At 55.2% G+C, this 20,761-nt stretch carries 23 protein-coding genes; 19 read left to right on the top strand and 4 right to left on the bottom strand.

Annotated features, from left to right (window positions below; all coding sequences use genetic code 11):
* Window positions 1–99: 99 nt before the first annotated feature.
* Window positions 100–1,011 carry a tRNA 2-thiocytidine(32) synthetase TtcA gene (ttcA, locus tag V7Z75_RS06465; RefSeq protein ID WP_334107814.1) on the bottom strand — a complete coding sequence of 304 codons (912 nt, stop codon included), beginning with the start codon at window positions 1,009–1,011 and terminating at the stop codon, window positions 100–102.
* Between the two features lie 16 nt (window positions 1,012–1,027).
* Window positions 1,028–1,780, bottom strand: coding sequence for a pteridine reductase (locus tag V7Z75_RS06460; protein ID WP_334107813.1), 753 nt, complete (start codon window positions 1,778–1,780; stop codon window positions 1,028–1,030).
* A gap of 57 nt (window positions 1,781–1,837) precedes the next feature.
* Between V7Z75_RS06460 and V7Z75_RS06455 the strand changes: the two genes are divergently transcribed.
* A complete protein-coding gene (locus tag V7Z75_RS06455) occupies window positions 1,838–2,998 on the top strand; it encodes a class I SAM-dependent methyltransferase (RefSeq protein ID WP_334107812.1) in 1,161 nt (386 codons plus the stop codon).
* Between the two features lie 28 nt (window positions 2,999–3,026).
* Window positions 3,027–3,743, top strand: coding sequence for a tRNA (guanosine(46)-N7)-methyltransferase TrmB (gene trmB / locus V7Z75_RS06450; protein ID WP_334107811.1), 717 nt, complete (start codon window positions 3,027–3,029; stop codon window positions 3,741–3,743).
* Here trmB and yihA read toward each other — a convergent pair.
* Window positions 3,702–4,325, bottom strand: a complete 624-nt coding sequence (yihA, locus tag V7Z75_RS06445) for a ribosome biogenesis GTP-binding protein YihA/YsxC (RefSeq protein ID WP_334107810.1) — start codon at window positions 4,323–4,325, stop codon at window positions 3,702–3,704. The genes trmB and yihA overlap by 42 nt on opposite strands.
* A gap of 335 nt (window positions 4,326–4,660) precedes the next feature.
* On the opposite strand from yihA, the gene V7Z75_RS06440 reads away from it, so the two are divergent.
* A complete protein-coding gene (locus V7Z75_RS06440; RefSeq protein WP_334107809.1) occupies window positions 4,661–6,601 on the top strand; it encodes a cytochrome c biogenesis protein ResB in 1,941 nt (646 codons plus the stop codon).
* Between the two features lie 12 nt (window positions 6,602–6,613).
* Window positions 6,614–7,762 (top strand): c-type cytochrome biogenesis protein CcsB, encoded by a 1,149-nt coding sequence (gene ccsB / locus V7Z75_RS06435; protein WP_334107808.1) that lies wholly within the window; start codon window positions 6,614–6,616, stop codon window positions 7,760–7,762.
* Window positions 7,763–7,878: 116 nt separating this feature from the next.
* Here the strand turns inward: ccsB and V7Z75_RS06430 are convergent, their stop codons facing one another.
* Window positions 7,879–9,597, bottom strand: a complete 1,719-nt coding sequence (locus V7Z75_RS06430) for a sensor histidine kinase (protein ID WP_334107807.1) — start codon at window positions 9,595–9,597, stop codon at window positions 7,879–7,881.
* A 235-nt stretch (window positions 9,598–9,832) separates the two neighbouring features.
* On the opposite strand from V7Z75_RS06430, the gene V7Z75_RS06425 reads away from it, so the two are divergent.
* From V7Z75_RS06425 to V7Z75_RS06355, 15 genes are all read left to right on the top strand, one after another.
* Entirely contained in the window at window positions 9,833–10,495 is a 663-nt protein-coding gene (locus V7Z75_RS06425; RefSeq protein WP_334107806.1) for a prepilin-type N-terminal cleavage/methylation domain-containing protein, read from the top strand.
* 112 nt (window positions 10,496–10,607) lie between these two features.
* The gene (locus tag V7Z75_RS06420) at window positions 10,608–11,414 is read left to right on the top strand and encodes an ABC transporter ATP-binding protein (protein WP_334107805.1); all 807 of its coding nucleotides are present in this window, start codon (window positions 10,608–10,610) and stop codon (window positions 11,412–11,414) included.
* On the top strand, window positions 11,407–12,198 hold the full coding sequence (gene mlaE, locus V7Z75_RS06415) for a lipid asymmetry maintenance ABC transporter permease subunit MlaE (protein ID WP_334107804.1): 792 nt from the start codon (window positions 11,407–11,409) through the stop codon (window positions 12,196–12,198). Before V7Z75_RS06420 ends, mlaE begins: the two co-directional genes overlap by 8 nt.
* A 21-nt stretch (window positions 12,199–12,219) precedes the next feature.
* Complete coding sequence (mlaD, locus tag V7Z75_RS06410) at window positions 12,220–12,699, top strand: outer membrane lipid asymmetry maintenance protein MlaD (RefSeq protein ID WP_334107803.1); 480 nt, start codon at window positions 12,220–12,222, stop codon at window positions 12,697–12,699.
* A gap of 11 nt (window positions 12,700–12,710) precedes the next feature.
* Window positions 12,711–13,310, top strand: coding sequence for an MlaC/ttg2D family ABC transporter substrate-binding protein (locus V7Z75_RS06405; protein WP_442919899.1), 600 nt, complete (start codon window positions 12,711–12,713; stop codon window positions 13,308–13,310).
* A gap of 15 nt (window positions 13,311–13,325) precedes the next feature.
* A complete protein-coding gene (locus tag V7Z75_RS06400; protein ID WP_334107801.1) occupies window positions 13,326–13,622 on the top strand; it encodes an STAS domain-containing protein in 297 nt (98 codons plus the stop codon).
* Window positions 13,623–13,654: 32 nt separating this feature from the next.
* The gene (locus V7Z75_RS06395; protein WP_334107800.1) at window positions 13,655–14,548 is read left to right on the top strand and encodes an ABC transporter ATP-binding protein; all 894 of its coding nucleotides are present in this window, start codon (window positions 13,655–13,657) and stop codon (window positions 14,546–14,548) included.
* Entirely contained in the window at window positions 14,548–15,318 is a 771-nt protein-coding gene (locus V7Z75_RS06390; RefSeq protein ID WP_334107799.1) for an ABC transporter permease, read from the top strand. The genes V7Z75_RS06395 and V7Z75_RS06390 overlap by 1 nt, the downstream gene beginning before the upstream one ends.
* Before the next feature lie 3 nt (window positions 15,319–15,321).
* Window positions 15,322–15,573, top strand: coding sequence for a BolA family protein (locus V7Z75_RS06385; RefSeq protein ID WP_334107798.1), 252 nt, complete (start codon window positions 15,322–15,324; stop codon window positions 15,571–15,573).
* A gap of 31 nt (window positions 15,574–15,604) precedes the next feature.
* Entirely contained in the window at window positions 15,605–15,922 is a 318-nt protein-coding gene (gene grxD, locus V7Z75_RS06380; protein ID WP_334107797.1) for a Grx4 family monothiol glutaredoxin, read from the top strand.
* 3 nt (window positions 15,923–15,925) lie between these two features.
* Window positions 15,926–17,179, top strand: a complete 1,254-nt coding sequence (gene murA, locus V7Z75_RS06375) for a UDP-N-acetylglucosamine 1-carboxyvinyltransferase (protein WP_334107796.1) — start codon at window positions 15,926–15,928, stop codon at window positions 17,177–17,179.
* 35 nt (window positions 17,180–17,214) lie between these two features.
* Complete coding sequence (hisG, locus tag V7Z75_RS06370; RefSeq protein ID WP_334107795.1) at window positions 17,215–17,859, top strand: ATP phosphoribosyltransferase; 645 nt, start codon at window positions 17,215–17,217, stop codon at window positions 17,857–17,859.
* Between the two features lie 12 nt (window positions 17,860–17,871).
* Window positions 17,872–19,170, top strand: coding sequence for a histidinol dehydrogenase (hisD, locus tag V7Z75_RS06365; RefSeq protein ID WP_334107794.1), 1,299 nt, complete (start codon window positions 17,872–17,874; stop codon window positions 19,168–19,170).
* A 2-nt stretch (window positions 19,171–19,172) separates the two neighbouring features.
* Complete coding sequence (gene hisC, locus V7Z75_RS06360; protein WP_334107793.1) at window positions 19,173–20,237, top strand: histidinol-phosphate transaminase; 1,065 nt, start codon at window positions 19,173–19,175, stop codon at window positions 20,235–20,237.
* A 160-nt stretch (window positions 20,238–20,397) separates the two neighbouring features.
* The coding region (locus tag V7Z75_RS06355) for an orotidine 5'-phosphate decarboxylase / HUMPS family protein (RefSeq protein ID WP_334108072.1) at window positions 20,398–20,761 on the top strand (364 nt) is incomplete at its 3' end.

Here is a 20,761-nt window from a genome sequence, read left to right as displayed (position 1 = left end):
GCAGAGCGGCAGATAATAAGAGTAAATTGCCTGCCGCACAAGAAAGCGCTGTAAATTTAGGCGCTTGCCGCCAACCTTTTCCTGGGAGGGTGCTTGGCGTCAGGCGATATTGCGCTTGAACTCAATGCGCGAGCCTTCGCTGGAAACCAGGCTCAAGGCTGGATTGTTTTCCTTGTCGATATCGCCAAACAAGGGGTCTTCATCTTCCAGTCTGGTCTGCGACATGTTCTTGAAGTCATAGAGGTCAGTATCGCCCAGGTGCGAAGGCTCCACATTGCAGATGGCGCGGAAGATGTTGTTGACCCGGCCGGGTTGCTCATGCTCCCAGGCTTGCAGCATATCCTTGACCTTCTGGCGTTGCAGGTTTTCCTGCGAACCGCAAAGATTGCAGGGGATGATGGGGAAATTCATGCCGCGCGCGTAGCTGGCAATGTCCTTCTCGGCGCAGTAAGCCAGCGGGCGGATCACGTGGAATTCGCCCTTGTTGGTCGCCAGCTTGGGTGGCATGGCTTTCATCTTGGCGCCGAAAAATATATTGAGGAACAGTGTTTCCACGATATCGTCGCGATGGTGGCCCAAGGCAATTTTATTGGCACCCAACTCCTGCGCCGTGCGGTAAATGATGCCGCGGCGCAGGCGCGAGCAGAGCGAGCAGGTGGTCTTGCCCTCGGGAATCTTTTCCTTGACGATGGAATAGGTGTCGGCCTCGACGATGCGGTGCTCGATACCCAGTTGCTTCAGGTAGGCGGGCAGGATGTGCTCGGGAAAGCCCGGTTGCTTCTGGTCCAGGTTCATGGCGATTAGCTTGAAATCCACTGGTGCGCGCTCCTGCAATGCCAGCAGCAGCATGAGCATGGTGTAGGAATCCTTTCCACCGCTCATGCAGACCAGCACGGTGTCACCGTCCTCTATCATGTTGTAGTCGCCTATGGCCTTGCCGGTGGCGCTGATCAGGCTGTTGCGCAGCTTGAGGAAGCTGTTGGAGGCGTCGTCGGGATAATGTTTGATCATGGTGCGGAATAGGGTTTCAAAGGTTGAGTGAGCGGCCGCCGTCGACAGCGAGCACATGCCCAGTGATGAAGGGCGCGTCCTGCAACAGGAAGCGTACGGCCTTGGCGACGTCGTCCCCCTCGCCGATGCGCTTGAGCAAGGTTTGCGAAATCACGCGCTGGCGGTATACCTCGTCGAATTGCGGATTGTCCTCGGGCCAGAGCACGGGGCCGGGTGCCACGGCATTGACGCGTACGGCAGGCGCCAATTCGTGCGCGAGGGATTTGGTCAGGGTTACAAGCCCGGCCTTGGCCACGCTGTAGACGATATAGCCCTTCTTCGGGCGCTCCACATGCATGTCGGTGATATTGATGATGGTGCCGCGGGTTTTTCTGAGCGCAGGTGCCGCCGCCTGGGCCAGGAACAAAGGCGCTTTCAGGTTGGAGCCCATCAGGTCTTCCCACTGGGATTCGCTTATGGTGCCCAGCTCGCTGGGATAATAGCTGGAGGCGTTGTTGATCAAGGCATCCAGGCGGCCAAAATGCTGCACGGTTTCCTTGATCAGTTGTGGCAGTATGCCCAGGTTGAGCAAGTCGCCCTGGATAATGGCGACCGAATCCGGGCGTTGCAGATTGAGCTCGGCTTGCAGGGCGCGCGCTTCATCGGCGGAACTGCGGTAATGGATCATCAGGTTGATGCCATCCGCATGCAGCAAACGGCAGATGGCCGCGCCAACCCGTTTGGCACCGCCGGTGATCAGAACGACCTTGTTTTGCTGTGGGGTATCCACAAATGTTCCTGATGGCTTCAGAATAGTAAAAATAACTCATCATTATAATCTAAATACATGAATATCCCTGATTTACCCAAGCCCGATGCTGTTGCGCTGGATCATAGCGCTCGCCTGCAAACCTTGATTGCCTGCCACATTGCCGCTGCAGGCGGCTGGATCAGTTTTGCCCGCTATATGGAGCTGGCTTTGTATGCGCCGGGGCTAGGGTATTACAGTGCGGGTGCTGTGAAATTCGGTACGGAGGGGGATTTTGTCACGGCGCCGGAAATGACGCCTTTGTTCGGCCAGACCTTGGCGCGGCAGGCCATGGACGTCCTGCAGCAAACCGGCGGCAGCATCCTGGAGCTGGGAGCCGGGCGGGGCCGCCTGGCTGCTGCGATGCTGGAGGAAATGCAGCGCGCAGGGACGTTGCCGGAGCAATACCTGATTCTTGAGGTCAGCGCAGACCTCAAGTCGGTGCAACAGGCTTATTTGCAGTCTGTATTACCCGCAGACCTGTATGCAAAGCTGGTTTGGCTGGATGCCTTGCCCGATGGCTTCACCGGCGTGATGGTGGCCAACGAGGTGCTGGATGCCGTGCCTGTGCACCTTGTAAGGCGGCAGAACGGCGTATGGCAGAAAATGGGCGTGGAATTGGACGCACAAGGGGCGTTGAAGATGCAGCCCAGGCCGTTGACTGACACTGCACTGCTGCAAGCGGCGGAATCATTACACGTGCCTGAAGGTTACCAGAGCGAAATCAACCCGCAGGCGCAGGCGTTAGTGGCCAGCCTCTCGGCAAGCCTGCAAAAAGGCGTGTTGTTGTTCATTGATTATGGTTTTCCCCGTGCTGAGTATTATCACCCTCAGCGCAGCCAGGGAACATTGATGTGCCATTACCGGCATCATGCACACGGTGATGTGTTTTTGTATCCTGGTTTGCAGGATTTGACCGCACATGTGGATTTTTCCGCCGTGGCGGAGGCCGGAATTGCCCAGGGCTTGCAATTGCTGGGCTATTGCGGACAAGCGCAGTTCCTCATCAATTGCGGTATTACCGACCTCATGCTGCGCGTTCCCGTCCATGATCTGCAGCGCTATGCGCCGCTGGCAAGCCAGGCGCAGAAGCTGCTCTCACCCGCAGAAATGGGGGAATTGTTCAAGGTGATCGCGCTGGGCAAGGGTGTGCGGCCGTTGGCGGGCTTTATTCACGGCGACCGTTCGCATACCCTATAATCGCGGTTTTTTCATTGATCGAGCCAATATGAGCCAGGAAGCGCCAGAGCAGGAAAACATCAGCAAGGAAGAGCTCGCCAAGCGGCCTATTCGCAGTTTTGTACTGCGCCAAGGACGGTTGACGCATGGTCAGCAGCGGGCGCTGGATGAGCTGATGCCGGTGTTCGGTGTGCCGTATGCGCCTGCTCTCCTGAATTTGGATGCCGTATTCGGACGCGCGGACAGCCTCAAGATTCTCGAAATAGGCTTTGGCATGGGCGATAGCACCGCCAAGATTGCCCAGGCCCAGCCCGAACGGGATTTTCTGGGTGTGGAAGTGCATGCACCCGGTGTGGGTAGCCTGCTCAAACAGATTGGCGAACTGGAGCTCAAGAACCTGCGCATCATCCAGCACGATGCTGTTGAAGTATTGAAACACATGATTGCCGATGCCAGTCTCGATGGCGTGCATATCTTCTTCCCCGACCCTTGGCATAAGAAGCGCCATCACAAGCGTCGCCTGATTCAGGCGGAGTTTGTCAGGCTGCTATGCAGTAAATTGAAAGCGGGCGCTTACATTCATGTGGCGACAGACTGGCAGGAGTATGCGGAATGGGTGCTGGAAGTCTTGCAGCAGCAACCATTGCTGGAAAATACAGCACAGGATTATGCGCCCAAGCCGGACTATCGGCCTCTGACCAAATTCGAGAACCGCGGCATCAAGCTAGGCCACGGTGTCTGGGACCTCATCTTCCGGCGCAAATAACCAGCGGCCTATTGCTGCCTCTGCTTCTTCCACGCCTTGTTTTTTCAGGCTGGAAAATAACTGCACGCTGCAATTGCCCCAGTTGGCTTCCAGCTCTTTCCTGACCTGCTGCAGGGTCTGGTTGGCGGCCTGGCGCGATAGTTTGTCTGATTTGGTCAGCAGAACATGGATAGGCTTGCCGCTAGGGCTGTACCAATCCAGCATTTGCCTGTCCAGTGGCGTCAAAGGGTGGCGGCAGTCCATCACCAGAACCAGCCCGCCGATGCAGGGACGCTGGCTTAAATAGGTTGCCAATGTCAATTGCCAGTGTTTGCGCATTGCTTCCGGCACTTTGGCGTAGCCGTAGCCAGGCAGATCCACGAGAAAACGGTCGTTGCCCAGGCTGAAGAAATTGATGAGTTGGGTGCGCCCAGGCTGTTTGCTCACGAAGGCCAGCCGGTTGTGGTTTGCCAGTGTGTTGAGAGCGCTGGATTTCCCGGCGTTCGAACGCCCGGCGAAGGCGACTTCAATCCCTGATGGCGGTGGCAGCTCGCTGAGCTTGTGGGCCGAAATGTGGAAAGTGGCGTTTTGAAACAATGGCATGAGCAAATCGACCCTGGTGGGAAAAGGGAAAAATATTAGCACGAAGCCGGGTTTTTTATATAAAATGCGCCCCTGATTGCAGTATTGGTATCAGCGAACGTGGAATTTGCCCGGTGTTGCGCTGGCGATGATGGCAGGCATGTGATTTTGTATGACCTGACAACCGGAACCCTGGTTCAAGCGTTAAGGGTGGCAATGGCCGCCCTTAAGTTTTTTACATGGATGGGCTTGCAACCAGCCATAGGTAAGATAGCCTCACCGCAAATTTTTTGAATGGCCTCGTTTTGAAATCCGTCCCGACTACCAGTCAAAAACTATATGAACTGCTAAGCTCCATGCGCTTTGCGGTCAGCGTGCTTGTTGTACTGGGCATTGCTTCCATCATTGGCACCGTGCTCAAGCAGAATGAGCCTTATACGAATTACATCGTGCAATTCGGCCAGTTCTGGTTCGAGTTCTTCGAGTTTCTTGGCCTGTACGATGTATACCACAGTGGTTGGTTCCTGCTCATTCTAGTGTTCCTGGTGCTTTCCACCTCGCTCTGCATCTACCGCAATACCCCGCTCATGCTGCGCGAGCTGCGTGCATTCCGCGAGAACGCCAAGGAAGTTTCGCTACGCAGCTTCAGTCATAAATACGAATACCATACCCCTTACTCCACCGAGGAAACGGCATCCACACTGGTGAAGTTCCTGACAGCGCATGGTTTCCGCTACAAGACGGTAGAGCAGGAAGATGGTGGTAACCTGTTTGCTGCCAAGGCAGGCAGTTACCAGCGATTGGGCTATATCTTCACGCATGCCGCCATTGTCATCATCTGCATCGGCGGGCTGATGGATGGCAATCTGGTATTCAAGGCGCAGGAGCTGTTGGGTACCAAAAAGATCGAAACCCGCGACATTCCTGAACGGCAGGTACCGGCGGAAAGCCGCATGTCTCCCACTAACTTGTCGTTCCGCGCGAACATGACCCTGCCGGAAGGCGCTGGAGCCAATGCAGCTTTCGTCCGGGTGCGTGATGGTTATCTGGTGCAGGATCTGCCGTTCAGTATCGTCTTGAAGGCATTCCGTATCGAGCATTACGACACCGGCCAGCCAAAATCCTTCGAGAGCGATGTCATGATCATCGATCCTGAGCGTGAAGATCCGGTTACGGCCACTATCAAGGTAAACCATCCCTTGATTTACAAGGGGATTGCCATTTATCAATCGGATTTTGCTGATGGCGGATCCCGGCTGGATTTCAAGGTATGGAACCTGTTGGGCGGCCATGCGGACAATATCCCGTTCACTGGTACTGTTTTCAACAAATATGACGTGAGTGGCGGCAACCACCCCTTGAGTGTGGAGTTATCCGATTTCCGTCTGTTCAATATCCTCAACCTTTCCACGGATGGCAAAGGCAAGCCGCGCAATGTGGGGCCGAATGTCACTTTCAAGGTGCGCAATGCCGAGGGGCAGGCGCGGGAATATGTGAATTACATGAATCCGCTGATGCTGAATGGCCGCCCGTATTTCCTCTCCGGCATGCGCTCCATGCAGCAGGATACCTATCGCTACCTGAAGATTCCTGCAGATGAGAATGGCGAGATTGAGGGCTTCATGAACTTCCGGGCCGCCATGCTTGACCAATCGTTATACCCTGAGATCGTGAGCCGGGTGTCGCGCTTGGCATTAAACAGTAGTCATGGCGACATTAGTGCAGAAACCCGTGAGAAATTTGACGCAAGCGTGCTGCAATTGCTGCGGGCGTTCGGTCAGGGCGGATTTGGCAAGGTGGCCGAGATGATCGATGCCGCCGTGCCGGAAGGACAGCGCGAAGGCGCGGCGCAGGCATACGTCAAGGTGGTCACGACAGCGGCTTTCAGCGCTTATGCCATCAGCCGTGAGCGCGCTGATTTACCGCCAGTACTGAACAGTGAGGAGCTGGGGGCATTTGTCGAAGATAGTTTGCATGCCATTAGCGATAGCTTTTACTACGGTTCACCGTTGTATTTGCAATTGGCAGGGTTTGATCATCGCCAATCCAGCGGATTGCAGCTGACAAGATCACCTGGAAAGGTGCTGGTATATTCAGGTTCGGTGCTGCTGGTGCTGGGAATTTTCGCCATGATCTATATTCGCGAGCGCCGTATCTGGCTATTGGTGAAACCGGAAAGTCATCGCGTGCTGTTTGCCATGGCATCCAATCGCAAGAACCGCGATTTCGATATTGAGTTCGATAAATTGCGCGACAAGCTCGCGCGCTTGCTGGAAAATCAGCAAGAGTCACCTTGACAGGAGTTGATCATGAATACTGCTGCCTATATGGATGATGTGCCGCAACCATTGTTCCGGCGCTTGGGTTGGCTGGACTGGGGCTATGCGCTGCTTCTGTTGCTCGGGGCCATGTTTGCGTTCCATCGCTACGCCGACTTCATGGATGCCTATGAAATCGGATTCCTGTTCGGTTCGGTGGCGCTGTTCAGTTGGCTGGGTTGGTTCTGGAAACCAATGCGATGGTTGATGCTCGCGGTTGCCGTTCTCAGCCTGGGCGCTATCCAGCTCTATAACGGCAGCCAGGAAAGTGTCGAGCAGGTATTCCTGCTGAAATACCTGTTTGCCAGCCAGTCCGCCATCATGTGGATGAACGTACTGTTCGTGCTGGCCATGCTGGCTTATTGGCTGGGATTGTTCGCTCGTTCCGATTTTGCGGCCCGCGTAGGCTCGACACTGGTGTGGTCTGCTGTCGCCATGGGTTTCATTGGCCTCATGGTGCGCTGGTATGAGTCATACCTGATTTCTCATGATGTCGGACATATCCCCATCAGTAACCTGTATGAAGTTTTTATCCTGTTCTGCCTGATTACGGCATTGGTCTATCTTTATTACGAAGGCCGTTATGCCACGCGGCAGTTGGGCGGTTTTGTGTTGATTGTCATCAACGCTGCTGTCGGCTTCATCCTCTGGTACACCTTCGACCGCCAGGCTTATGAAATCCAGCCGCTGGTGCCCGCCTTGCAGTCTTACTGGATGAAAATCCATGTACCCGCCAATTTCGTCGGCTATGGCACATTCGCGCTGGCCGCCATGGTGGCGGTTGCCTATCTGTTGGTGGACAAAGGTATGTTGGTGTCACGTCTGCCAAGACTCGAAGTACTGGACGATCTCATGTACAAGTCGATCTCGGTGGGGTTTGCCTTTTTCACCATTGCCACCATCCTGGGCGCGATGTGGGCAGCGGAAGCCTGGGGCGGCTATTGGTCATGGGATCCCAAGGAAACTTGGGCGCTGATCGTCTGGCTCAACTATGCCGCCTGGCTGCACCTGCGGCTGGTCAAGGGGCTGCGCGGTCCTATCCTCGCATGGTGGGCGCTGGTCGGCCTGCTGGTGACGACTTTTGCCTTCCTTGGCGTCAACATGTTCCTGTCCGGGCTGCATTCCTACGGTGAGTTGTAAGAGCACATGCTAGGTCTTTAGGAGCTTAAGATATCAAAAAGCCGCGCCTGTTGCAGGTGCGGCTTTTTTGTGCCCGGGACTTGGGAGAAGGGCGATGATTGGCTATTTCTGATTAGCTATTTTCCAGCCGGCTTCATGCCCAGCCTGAATCGCACCGCGCCCGGCTTGTTTGTGCGCAGGGCGAGCTGATAACCGGCCTGCTGCGCCTGCCGCCCTGCCTGGTATAAGCCGATGCCCAGCCCGCCTTCGGAGCGGATGCGTTTGCGGAACAGGCTGGCGGCAACCTCTTCCGGCATTGGGCTGCCGCTGTCCGTGATCTCCACGTATATATCGTTCTCGGCAAGCAGGTGCGCCTGAATGCTGATCTTGGGCTCATGCTGCGATTTCGCTAGCGCGTTCTGCAACAGGTTATCCACCACGCTATCCCACACCTCGCTGTCGATATTGGGTTCAGCAGAGATGGCGATGTTTTCTGAAAAACTGATCCTGGTGCCGGCGTAGCGCTGTTGCAGGTTGTCCCACCACTCCAGCAGGGGCAGCATGCGCGTGCTTTCGTTGCGGGGCGCGCCCAGCTTGTCCAGGGTGAGCGCCAACCGCTGGTTGAGCAGCGGTAATTGCTTGCGGATCAAGGCCACTAGGCGTTCGTTATCCGCTTCCCCTGCCTGTTCCGCGGCGCTGCACAAGGCGTTCATGGATTGCACGATATTCTTCATATCGTGCGTGAGGCGCGCGCCGGTTTCGTAGATGGCCTGCATATAGGCATTTTGCAGCAATGCCTCTTCACGGCGCTTGGCTTCGTGGAACTCGCCCAATATCTGCGTCAGCAGCTTGAGGTGGATGATGAGCGCAGGCGTGAGCGGCCAGCGGCTGTAAAGGGTCAGGTAAAAGTCATGGAACTCCAGGTCGGCATGGTGCGGCGCAGGAGTGCCGAATTCGCCTTGGTCGCTCTCGGTTTCCCATTTGCCGCCTGTTACCCAGGGCAGGGTTTCCATCTCGCTGATGGCGGCATGCATGAACTCCTTTGCGCTGGTTTCGCTCTCGGCAAGCTCGGCGATATTCCGGATCCAGCGCTCGAACGGCAGGCCAATGCTCAACAGGTAGCGGGAAAGCAACTGGCCGATGCCGCTGAAGCCCGCGCGCGGGTTCCACAGCCAGCTCGCCAATACCAGCGCGGCAGCCAGGCCGAACACCACCCACACCACCACCTCGGCATACTCGGCCTCCTGGGTGCGGGAAATCGTGACAATGCTGAGGATGAGTGTGATCGAGAGCAGGAACAGCAGCAGGGTATAGAAAAAATCCAGTACCGGGGCATGCTGGTGCGACTCCTGTTTGACTCGCAGGAAAAGAATGGACAGCGGCAGGATGGGCAGCAGGTACAGCATCAGGAACTCGGCTACCTGCAAGGCGGTGAAGGCATGAAGCAGGTTGGGTATCACCCAGAGCAGCAGCACTGCCAGTAGATAAGTGGCGGCCAATAGGTAGCTCAGGCGCGAGGTATGGGCCGTTGCGGAAAAGATGCGCCCGCCCAGCAAGCCGAACAACGCGGAAAGCCAGATCGCCAGCAGCCACCAGCTTACAAAAACAGATAGCAATATGCCGCCTGCTGTGAATAGCAGGATGGCTTGCAGCGAGAGCTTTTCCTTGGTCTGCCAGATCGGCTGCCAGATCAGGAACAGGCCGTAATGGCAGAGCAGCAGGCTTTTCTGCAAAAGGTCGTCAAACCCCCACAGCAATACACCGTGAAAGCTCAGCAGCATCAGCCCCAGCATCCATTGCTGCAAGGTCGATGCGCTTGGGCGGTAAGCGTGGATGCGGCTGCTCAGGCTGGCCATGGAAAATGTAATCTCAATGAGAAGTGTTGTAATTTTGACACTGTAGGCGAAATCTCAACACTTTGATTGAAAGGAGGATGGAGCGAAGCATAGCAAAAATATGCCGCAAATGCTTGCTGCTGTTGGCTTGGCCGCGAACGATGCCGCTTTTTGTGTTGGCATGAGAGTTGCATATCTCATACCAACCTCATCAGGCAGGTGTCGGCTGATGGACACCTCGCGCAAGGATAACATAATGAAAAAAGCATCTGGCTTTACGTTGATCGAACTGGCGATAGTCCTCGTGATTATCGGCTTGCTGCTGGGCGGCGTGCTCAAGGGGCAGGAGCTGATCAATAGCGCCAAGGCGAAGAATATCGCTAATGACTTCAAAAATACGCAGATACTGCTTTATGGGTATCAGGATAAATATAGAGCATTGCCGGGAGATGATGGTTCTGTTGCTATGCATGTAACAGGAGGAACTCCTGCCGCAGCAGCTAGTCGAGGTAATGGGCGAATTGATGGGCATTGGAACTCTGTTGCACCGGCTGATGAGTCTTACTTGTTCTGGCAGCATGTCAGATTGGCTGGTTTGGCTACAGGCTCGACCCAGGTGGGAACAGATGCTTATATTCCAAGAAATGCTGATGGTGGGCGTATTGGAGTGCAAAGTTTGAGTGGTTTCAATACGATTCAAGACGCAGCAAATCCTATGGTAGGTACCTTTGTTGTTTGTTCTGAAGGGATTACTGGGCGATTGGCAAAACAGATTGATGTATTGTTGGATGATGGTTTGACAGATAATGGAACGGTGCGAGTGGCTACGACTCCTGCTGCTGTTGGTGCGGCTGGCAATTCTCTAGCGAATGCGGATGTTACTGATGGTGGAACTTTTACTGTTTGTATGTCTTTCTAAGATGTAATTAATTTAAGTAAAAGCCCGCATCAGCGGGCTTTTACTTTTCCAGCGTTATGAAGTAAAGCGCTTTTGCATTAAAATAGCCGGTCTATCAAAAAAGTAGCGATACATGAGCGACAACATCGTCGAAATCGACAACTTATCTTTCGGTTACAAGACGCGCCTGCTGCACAAGGGTATCAATATGAAGTTCCCGCGTGGCAAGGTGGTGGCCATCATGGGCGGCAGCGGTAGCGGCAAGACGACATTGCTGCGGTTGATCGGCGGACAGTTGAAGCCGACGGCTGGCGAGGTGCGTGTCGCGGGCGAGGTGGTGCACAAGCAGAACCGCAAGGGTTTGCAGAAACTGCGCCGCAAGATGGGCATGTTGTTCCAGCAGGGCGCGTTGTTTACTGATCTTTCCGTGTATGAGAACGTGGCATTCCCCATTCGCGAGCATACCAAACTGCCTGAGCCCATGATTCGCGACCTGGTGATGATGAAGCTGAACGCGGTTGGCCTGCGCGGCGCGCGTGATCTCCAGGCGACGGAGCTTTCCGGCGGCATGGCGCGGCGTGTAGCCTTGGCGCGTGCTGCGGCGCTCGACCCTTCCATCATCATGTATGACGAACCGTTTGCCGGATTGGACCCGATCTCGATGGCGGTAACCTGCAACCTGATCCGCAGGCTTAATGATGCTCTGGGGGCGACTTCTATCGTCGTGACGCATGATGTGCAGGAAGTGTTTGCCTTTGCCGATTATGTGTATTTCGTAGCGGACGGCGTAGTGGCGGCTGAAGGCACGCCGGAAGACCTGCGCAAATCCGAGATGCCGTTTGTCCATCAGTTCGTGCATGGGGAGATGGATGGCCCTGTGCCATTCCACTATGCCGCGCCTGACTACAGGCAGGATATCCTGGGGAGCGTGAATGTTTAGTGCCGTAACGAACGTGGTGCGCGGCATTGGCCATCGCGTGATTGACCGTATCTGGCGCTTCGGCTCCAGCATCCGTTTTTTCTTTTATGTGCTGGTCTATTCCGGCGAGAGCTTCCGTAGGCTGCACCTGACCATACGCGAGATTTATTTCACCGGCGTGTTGTCGCTGATCATTATCCTGGTTTCGGCATTCTTCGTCGGCATGGTGCTGGCATTGCAGGGTTACAACACCTTGCAGCGTTACGGTTCTTCCGAGGCGATTGGCGTGTTGGTGGCCTTGTCTCTGGTGCGCGAACTGGGGCCGGTGGTGACGGCATTGCTGTTCGCGGGACGCGCGGGCACGGCGATTACCGCCGAGATTGGCCTGATGAAAGCGACCGAGCAGCTTTCCGCAATGGAGATGATGGCGGTGAGTCCTGTCGCGCGCGTAGTGGCGCCGCGTTTCTGGGCAGGCGTGTTCTCCATGCCGTTGCTGGCTGCGTTGTTCTCAATGGTGGGCGTGCTGGGCGGCTATCTGGTGGCCGTGCCGCTGATCGGGGTGGATTCCGGGGCTTTCTGGTCGCAGATGCAGGCCAGCGTGGATTTCCGCGAGGATATTGTGAATGGGGTGATCAAGAGCGTGGTATTTGGTATTGCCTGCACCATGATCGCGCTGTTTGAAGGGTTTGACGCGCCTCCGACGGCTGAAGGCGTGAGCCGGGCGACGACCCGGACAGTGGTGAATTCCTCGCTGGCGGTATTGGGGCTGGATTTTGTAATGACTTCGTTCATGCTTGTTGCATAAAAGCAACATACTGGAGAAAAGATGGAACGTACAACGATTGATCTATGGGTAGGTGTTTTTGTCGCTGCTGGCGCAGCAGCGCTGTTTGGCCTCGCCTTGAAGGTGGGTAACTACAACAGCGCCACGCTTGGCGAAACCTATAGCGTTACGGGCGCTTTCGAGAATATTGGCAGCCTCAAGCCGCGCGCGCCGGTAAAGAGCGCCGGGGTGGTGGTGGGCCGCGTAGACAATATCCGCTTCGACCCTGAGAGCTATGAAGCACTGGTGACAGTCAAGGTGGATAAACGCTATCCTTTCCCCAAGGATACGTTTGCCAATATCTATACCGCTGGTTTGCTGGGCGAGCAATATATCGGTCTGGAAGCAGGCGGCGACGATAAAATGCTGCAGGACGGTGACAAGTTCACCAAGACGCAGGACGCTGTCGTACTGGAGAAGATGATCAGCCAGTTCCTCTACAGCAAGGCATCTGAAAGTAACGATACGAAAGAGGCAGAGTAAGCATGCAGAAAATGATGAAGTGGATGGCGGCCATGGCATTTGTTGGTTTTACCAACATGGCGGCCGCAGAGGTTGCGCCTGATGCGCTGGTGAAAAAGACGGCGGAAGATGTACTGGCTGTGGTCAAGCAGGACAAGGAAATCCAGGCGGGCAACCAGTCAAAGATTTTTGCGCTGGCGGAAGAGAAAATCCTGCCGAACTTCAATTTTGACCGCGTATCGCGTTTGGTGCTGGGCAAGGCTTGGAGCAAAGCGACGCCTGACCAGAAAAAGGCGTTCCAGGACGAGTTCCGCAGCCTATTGTTGCGTACCTATGCGACTGCACTGTCCAAATATAGCAACCAGACTATTGAGTACAAGCCTTTCCGCGCTCAGCCAGGCGATACCGACGTTAAGGTGAAAACCCAGATTCTGCAACCGGGCGGCCAACCGGTGGCTGTCGATTACAGCCTAGAAAAGAATGGCGAGGGCTGGAAGGTATATGACATTACCATCGAGGGCGTGAGCCTGGTGACCAACTACCGTGGCCAGTTCAGCAACGAGATTCGCCAGGCCGGCCTGGACAGCCTGATCGAGAAACTGGCTGCCAAGAACCGCGAATCCAGCAAATAAGCAGCGGGTATCCACTTGGCACAAATCCAACAACAGGGAAACCGCTGGCTGGTGAATGGCGACATCACCATCAATCAGGTTGAAGCGCTACTGGCTGAGAGCAAGGCGTTACGGATGCCTGAAGCGCTGGAAATCGACCTGGCACAGGTTGCCGAGGTTGATACGTTCGCGCTCAGTCTGATCTTTGAGTGGCTGCGCCAGGCGATTGCCGCCAAGGCCAGTATCAACGTCGTCAACGTACCTACCAACCTGGCCAGTCTGGCAACGCTGTACGGCGTGCTGGACCTGATTCCACAACCTGACAACCATTAAGCTGCGGGGCCTCAGGCCCTCGGTTTCCATTCATGATTCCAGCGATCAATATCCAGCAGGTTTATAAGCGTTTCGGCAATTTTCATGCGCTGAAAGGCATAGACTTGACCATTGAACAGGGTGAATTCTTTGCCTTGCTTGGCCCAAATGGCGCGGGGAAATCCACGCTGATCAACCTGTTGGCGGGACTTGCACGGCCTACCAGCGGGCGGCTGCAGGTGATGGGTTTTGATGTCAACGCCCAATATGCCGAGGCGCGCCAGGTGCTGGGTGTGGTGCCGCAGGAGTTGGTATTCGATCCGTTCTTCAATGTGCGCGAAATGCTGCGCTTCCAGGCTGGCTACTTTGGCCGGGGACGCAGCAACGATGCCTGGGTGGACGAGATCATTGAATCGCTCGGCTTGGCGGATAAGGCGCATGCCAATATGCGCAGCCTGTCGGGAGGCATGAAGCGCCGCGCTTTGATCGGCCAGGCATTGGCGCACAAGCCGCCTGTGATTGTGCTGGATGAGCCGACTGCAGGTGTGGATGTCGAACTGCGCCAGACGATGTGGGAGTTCATTCGCCGGCTGAATTACGAAGGGCATACCATCATCCTCACCACGCATTATCTGGAAGAAGCGGAAACGCTATGCAGCCGCATCGCCATGATGAAGCAAGGCCAGATCGTGGCGTTGGACAGCACGCGCAATCTTCTGAACCGAGTACCGGGCAAACGCCTGCGGCTGAAGCTCAATGGCGAACTGCCCAATGCGTTGCAATCCTTGGTGCGCGAGCGGGAGGATCGTGAGTACATACTCTCCCTTTCCGATGTGACCCAGCTTGAATCCATACTGGCTGACCTGCGGCTGGCTGGTGTGGCGGTTGAGGATATACAGTTGATTGAAGCTGATCTGGAAGATGTTTTTGTGGAGCTTGTAAGCTGATGCCGGATTCGAACCTGCGTGGTCCGTGGACTCTGTTCAAGAAGGAGTTGCTGCGCTTCTGGCGCGTGAGCTTCCAGACGGTGGCAGCGCCGGTGATGACGGCTTTACTCTATCTGCTGATATTCTCCCATGTGCTTGAGGGGCGCGTGGAAGTGTATCCGGGTGTGGGTTATACCGCGTTCCTGATTCCCGGCCTGATCATGATGTCGCTGTTGCAGAACGCCTTTGCCAATAGTTCATCCAGCCTGATCCAGTCCAAGGTGATGGGCAACCTGATCTTCATTCTGCTGACGCCGATTTCCTATCTGGGTTTTTACCTGGCGTTCCTGGCCGCGTCGATCATCCGCGGGCTGGTGGTTGGTCTGGGCATTTTCCTGGTAGCCCTGATCTTTATTGACCTGCCGGTGAAGCATCCAGGCTGGATATTGATATTCGCCTTGCTTGGCAGCGGCCTGCTGGGCACGTTCGGCATCATCGCGGGCGTCTGGGCGGAGAAATTCGACCAGATGGCAGCCTTCCAGAATTTTGTCATCATGCCCTTGTCATTCTTGTCGGGCGTGTTTTACTCGATACACTCGCTGCCTCCGTTCTGGCAGCAAGTATCGCACCTCAACCCGTTTTTCTACATGATAGATGGCTTCCGCTACGGATTCTTTGGCGTGGGCGATATTTCGCCTTATATCAGCTTGTCCGTTGTTGCCGGATGTTTTTTTGTCCTATCATTACTGACTTTACAAATGCTGAAATCCGGCTACAAATTGCGAGGCTGAAACGTGCTAAGTGCAGAAACATTGAAAAGCTACATTACTCAAGGCCTGGCCTGTGAGCATGTGCAGGTGCTGGGAGATGATGGCCAGCATTTCGAGGCAGTCATCGTCAGTCCGCTGTTCGCGGGCAAGAATATGGTGCAGCAGCATCAGCTGGTGTACCAGGCATTGGGAGACCGCATGCGTGAGGAAATTCATGCCTTGTCCATGCGTACCTTTACACCAGAGGCCTGGTCCAGGCTGAATGCTGCGCGTTGAGATTAACCAATTGAATTGAAGGAATGAAACTATGGATGCACAGGAAATAATCAAGGCCCAGGTGACCAATAACCCCGTGGTGCTGTATATGAAGGGCAGCCCGAAATTCCCGCAATGCGGTTTTTCCGGTTTGGCGGTGCAAATCCTGCAAGCTTGCGGTATGAAGGATTTTGTGGCGATCGACGTGTTGGCCGAGCCAGCCATCCGCGAAGGTATCAAGGCCTATGCCAACTGGCCTACCATCCCGCAACTCTATATCAAGGGCGAGTTCGTCGGCGGCTCCGACATCATGCGCGATCTTTACCAGCAAGGTGAATTGCAAAAAATGTTGCAGGAAGCCCAGGCATAATACGTGGACAAACTGGTTATCCAGGGCGGTGTCCCTTTACATGGTGAAATACTGATATCTGGTGCGAAGAATGCGGCGTTGCCCATTCTGTGCGCCAGCTTGTTGACTGAAGGGCCGTTGACATTAGGTAACGTGCCGCAACTGCACGATATTGCCACCATGGGCAAATTGCTGGCGCACATGGGTGTGAAGATCGAGGCTCAGGGCGAGCACCAGCTCAGCTTGGATGCGAGCCATATCCACACTTGCGAAGCGCCTTATGAAATGGTGAAAACCATGCGTGCCTCGATCCTGGTGCTGGGGCCGTTGCTGGCCCGTTTCGGCCATGCGCGGGTTTCGTTGCCGGGCGGCTGCGCCATCGGTTCGCGGCCGGTGGACCTGCACATCAAGGGCTTGCAGGCGATGGGCGCCGATATCCGTATTGAGCATGGTTATATCGAGGCAAAGGCAGATAAACTCAAGGGTGCGCGTATTTTCATGGATATCGTGACGGTGACCGGCACGGAAAATCTCATGATGGCTGCTGCGCTGGCAGACGGCACAACGGTGTTGGAAAACGCCGCCAAGGAACCTGAAGTGGTGGACCTGGCGGAATGCCTGATCAAGATGGGCGCCAGGATAGAAGGTGTTGGTACAGATGTGATTACTGTCACTGGTGTGCCAGAGTTGCGGTCTGCGCAGCATGATGTGGTATGCGACCGCATTGAGGCAGGCACTTATATGGTGGCTGCTGCCATGACTGGTGGCAAGGTCAAATTGCGCAATGTGCGTGCCGACCTGCTCGATGTCGTGATCGATAAGCTGCGTGAAAGTGGCGCTGAGATTGATGATGACGATGACAGTATCACCGTCAGCAGCGCGGGCGCGCTGAAATCCGTGAGTATTCGTACTGCGCCGCATCCTGCGTTCCCCACTGACATGCAGGCCCAGTTCATGGCGTTGAATACTGTGGCAAACGCCGTGGCGACGGTGACTGAGACCATTTTCGAGAATCGCTTCATGCATGTGCAGGAAATGCGGCGCCTGGGTGCCAATATCGAAGTGGAAGGCAATACTGCCATTGTGCGCGGCTGCGAATTCCTCGAGGGCGCCACTGTGATGGCAACCGACCTGCGTGCTTCTGCCGGATTGGTCCTGGCAGCTTTGGTGGCACGCGGCGAGACGGTGATCGAGCGGATTTACCATCTTGACCGCGGCTATGAGCGGCTGGAAGAAAAGCTGGGCCAGCTTGGCGCGAACGTCCGACGGATAAAATAAAGCCGCAGCGGATCAAATAAACAAGAAAGACAGCAATGATTACTATCGCCCTGTCCAAGGGTCGCATTTTTGAAGAGACTACGCCGCTGCTTGCAGCCGCTGGGATTACGGCGCTGGAAGACCCTGAAGCTTCGCGCAAGCTGATCCTGTCGACCAACCGTCCCGATGTGCGCCTGATCATCGTGCGTGCCACCGATGTGCCGACTTATGTGCAATACGGGGCGGCTGACCTGGGCATTGCGGGTAAGGATGTGTTGGATGAGCATGGTGGTGAAGGACTTTACCAGCCGCTGGACTTGCAAATTGCCCGCTGCCGTATGATGGTGGCGGTGCGTGAGGATTTCGATTATTTCGGCTCCATCCGCCGAGGTGCCCGTCTCAAGGTGGTGACCAAGTATGTCAAGGCTGCGCGCGAGCATTTCGCTGCCAAGGGTATGCATGTGGACCTGATCAAGCTTTATGGCTCCATGGAGCTCGGCCCGCTGGTCGGGCTGGCAGATGCGATCGTCGACCTGGTCAGCACAGGCGGCACGCTGCGTGCGAACAATCTCAAGGCGGTAGAAGAAATTACCGACATCAGCTCACGGCTGGTAGTGAACCAGGCATCGCTCAAACTCAAACGTGACCGCTTGCAACCCATTATGGATGCCTTTGCCAAGGCCGTCGCGGCCAATCAATAACAGGTTGAAATCATGAATATCAAACGTTTTTCTACAAGTGACGCGAGCTTTGACCGGGACCTGAAGGCCCTGCTCGCATTCGAAACCGCGCAGGACGACAAGATCGACAATGTGGTGGCGGATATTCTGCGTGATGTCAAAGCCCGTGGCGATGCCGCCGTGCTGGAATACACCAACCGCTTTGACCGGATGAGTGTCGGCGCAATGGCACAGCTGGAAATCAGCAAGGTGGAATTACAGCATGCCCTGGACAGCCTGCCTGCCGATCAGCGCGAAGCTTTGCAGCAGGCGGCGGACCGCGTGCGAGCCTACCACGAGAAACAGCTGATGTCTTCCTGGACCTATACTGAGGACGACGGCACTCTGTTGGGTCAGCAAGTGACGGCACTGGACCGTGTTGGTCTCTATGTGCCGGGAGGCAAGGCTGCTTATCCATCTTCTGTGTTGATGAACGCAATCCCGGCCAAGGTGGCTGGCGTACAGGAACTCATCATGGTGGTGCCTACCCCTGATGGTGAAAAGAACCAATTAGTGCTAGCTGCTGCTGCTGTGTGCGGTGTGGATCGGGTCTTCTGTATTGGTGGCGCGCAGGCAGTGGGTGCATTGGCGTATGGCACTGAAACCGTGCCGCAGGTGGACAAGATCGTCGGGCCAGGCAATGCCTATGTGGCCGCAGCCAAGCGTCGTGTGTTTGGCGTGGTCGGCATCGACATGGTGGCCGGGCCTTCCGAGATTCTTGTCATCTGTGATGGCAAGACCAACCCGGATTGGGTAGCAATGGACTTGTTCTCCCAGGCCGAGCACGACGAGCTGGCTCAAGCTATCCTGCTGTCGCCGGATGCTGTATTTCTGGATGCGGTGCAGGCCAGCATCGAGCGCCTGGTTGAGGAAATGCCGCGCAAGGAGATTATTAGTACTTCATTACAAAACCGTGGCGCGCTGATCAAGGTGAATGACCTCGATCAGGCTGCCGAGATTGCCAACTATATTGCGCCCGAGCACCTGGAGTTGTCCGTGGAAGACCCGCTGGCCTACAGCAAGAAAATCCGTCACGCCGGTGCGATCTTCATGGGCCGCGATACCTGCGAGGCATTGGGTGATTATTGTGCTGGCCCTAACCACGTATTGCCGACATCGCGCACTGCGCGCTTCTCCTCACCTCTGGGCGTATACGATTTCCAAAAGCGTTCCAGCTTGATCATGGTGTCGAGCGAGGGCGCGCAGAGGTTGGGCCGTATCGCAGCCAAGCTGGCATATGGTGAAGGATTGCAGGCTCACGCGCGCTCTGCTGAATTCCGCTTGAAAGGCTGATTTTGAGCAAATTCTGGAGTGCTATCGTTCATGAGCTGACGCCCTATGTGCCTGGGGAACAGCCCAAAATCAACAACCTGGTCAAGCTCAATACCAACGAAAATCCTTATGGTCCCAGCCCCAGGGTATTGGCCGCGCTTGAGGCGGAAGTGGGTGACAGCCTGCGGCTCTATCCCGATCCGACCTCTGGCAGGGTGGTGCAGGCGGTCGCAAATTTTTATGATGTGCCGCCAACGCATGTGTTTGTCGGCAATGGTTCGGATGAAGTGCTGGCGCATGTGTTCCATGCGTTGCTCAAGCATGAGGCTCCCATCCTGTTTCCGGATATTACCTATAGTTTTTACCCGGTGTATTGCGGCTTGTATGAAGTCGAGTATAAGACGATAGCGTTGGGCGATGAATTCCAGATCAACGTACAGGATTATCTGCAGCCCAACGGCGGTATCATTTTCCCGAATCCAAACGCGCCTACCGGACGTGCTTTGCCGCTGGCTGATATAGAGCGACTGCTTCAGACCAATACCGAATCGGTAGTAGTGATCGATGAAGCGTATGTAGATTTTGGCGCGGAATCTGCCGTGGGTCTGGTGCAGCAATATCCTAATCTGCTGGTGACTCACACCTTATCCAAGGCACGCTCATTGGCCGGACTGCGCGTGGGTTATGCCATCGGTCAACCGCATCTGATAGAGGCGCTCGTGAGGGTCAAGGACAGCTTCAACTCCTATCCGCTGGATCGTTTTGCCATCAGCGGAGCAGTGGCTGCGATTGAAGATAAAGCCTATTTCGAGGAAACCTGCCGCAAGGTCGTCGCGACCAGGGAAAAGCTAGTGACTGAATTGCGCAACCTGGGTTTTGTGGTCTTGCCCTCGGCTGCCAACTTCATTTTTGCCCGTCATGCCGAGCGTGGCGGCGCTGACCTTGCCGCCATGCTGCGTGAGCGCAACATTGTAGTGCGTCATTTTGCCAAGCCTGCGCGCATCAGCGATTTCCTGCGGATTACCATCGGTACGGATGAACAATCGCAGTTGCTGGTTCAGGCAATGAAGGAAATTCTTCAGAACTGATGTACTTGGCGATATACGACATTGATTTTGCAATAAATTAGGGAATAGTGCGCCATTACTTCCCTTAATCTGTGGAAAAAATGTATCATAGCGCCGTCAGTACATCACAATTCTGTAATTAAAGCGGAGGAAGCATATCGTGGCTAAACCACTAGTTCAAATGGCATTGGATTCACTCGATTTCGATCAGACCGTAGCATTGGCTACGACTGTTGCACCACACGTTGATATTCTTGAAATCGGCACGCCCTGCATCAAGTACAACGGTATTAAACTGCTGGAAACCCTGCGCGCAAAATTCCCTAACAACAAGATTTTGGTTGACTTGAAGACCATGGATGCCGGCTTCTACGAAGCTGAGCCATTCTTCAAGGCTGGTGCGGATATCGTTACTGTACTGGGTACTGCCGATATCGGTACTATCAAGGGTGTGATCGATGTTGCCAACAAATATGGCAAAAAGGCGCAGATCGACCTGATCAATGTGGTGGACAAGGCTGCCCGCACCAAGGAAGTGGCCAAGC

Origin of the sequence: Methylobacillus sp., assembly GCF_036844465.1 — a bacterium.
Classification (GTDB): domain Bacteria; phylum Pseudomonadota; class Gammaproteobacteria; order Burkholderiales; family Methylophilaceae; genus Methylobacillus.
The sequence above is the reverse complement of the archived record's forward strand: the minus strand, read 5'-3'. Positions and strand labels throughout refer to the sequence as shown.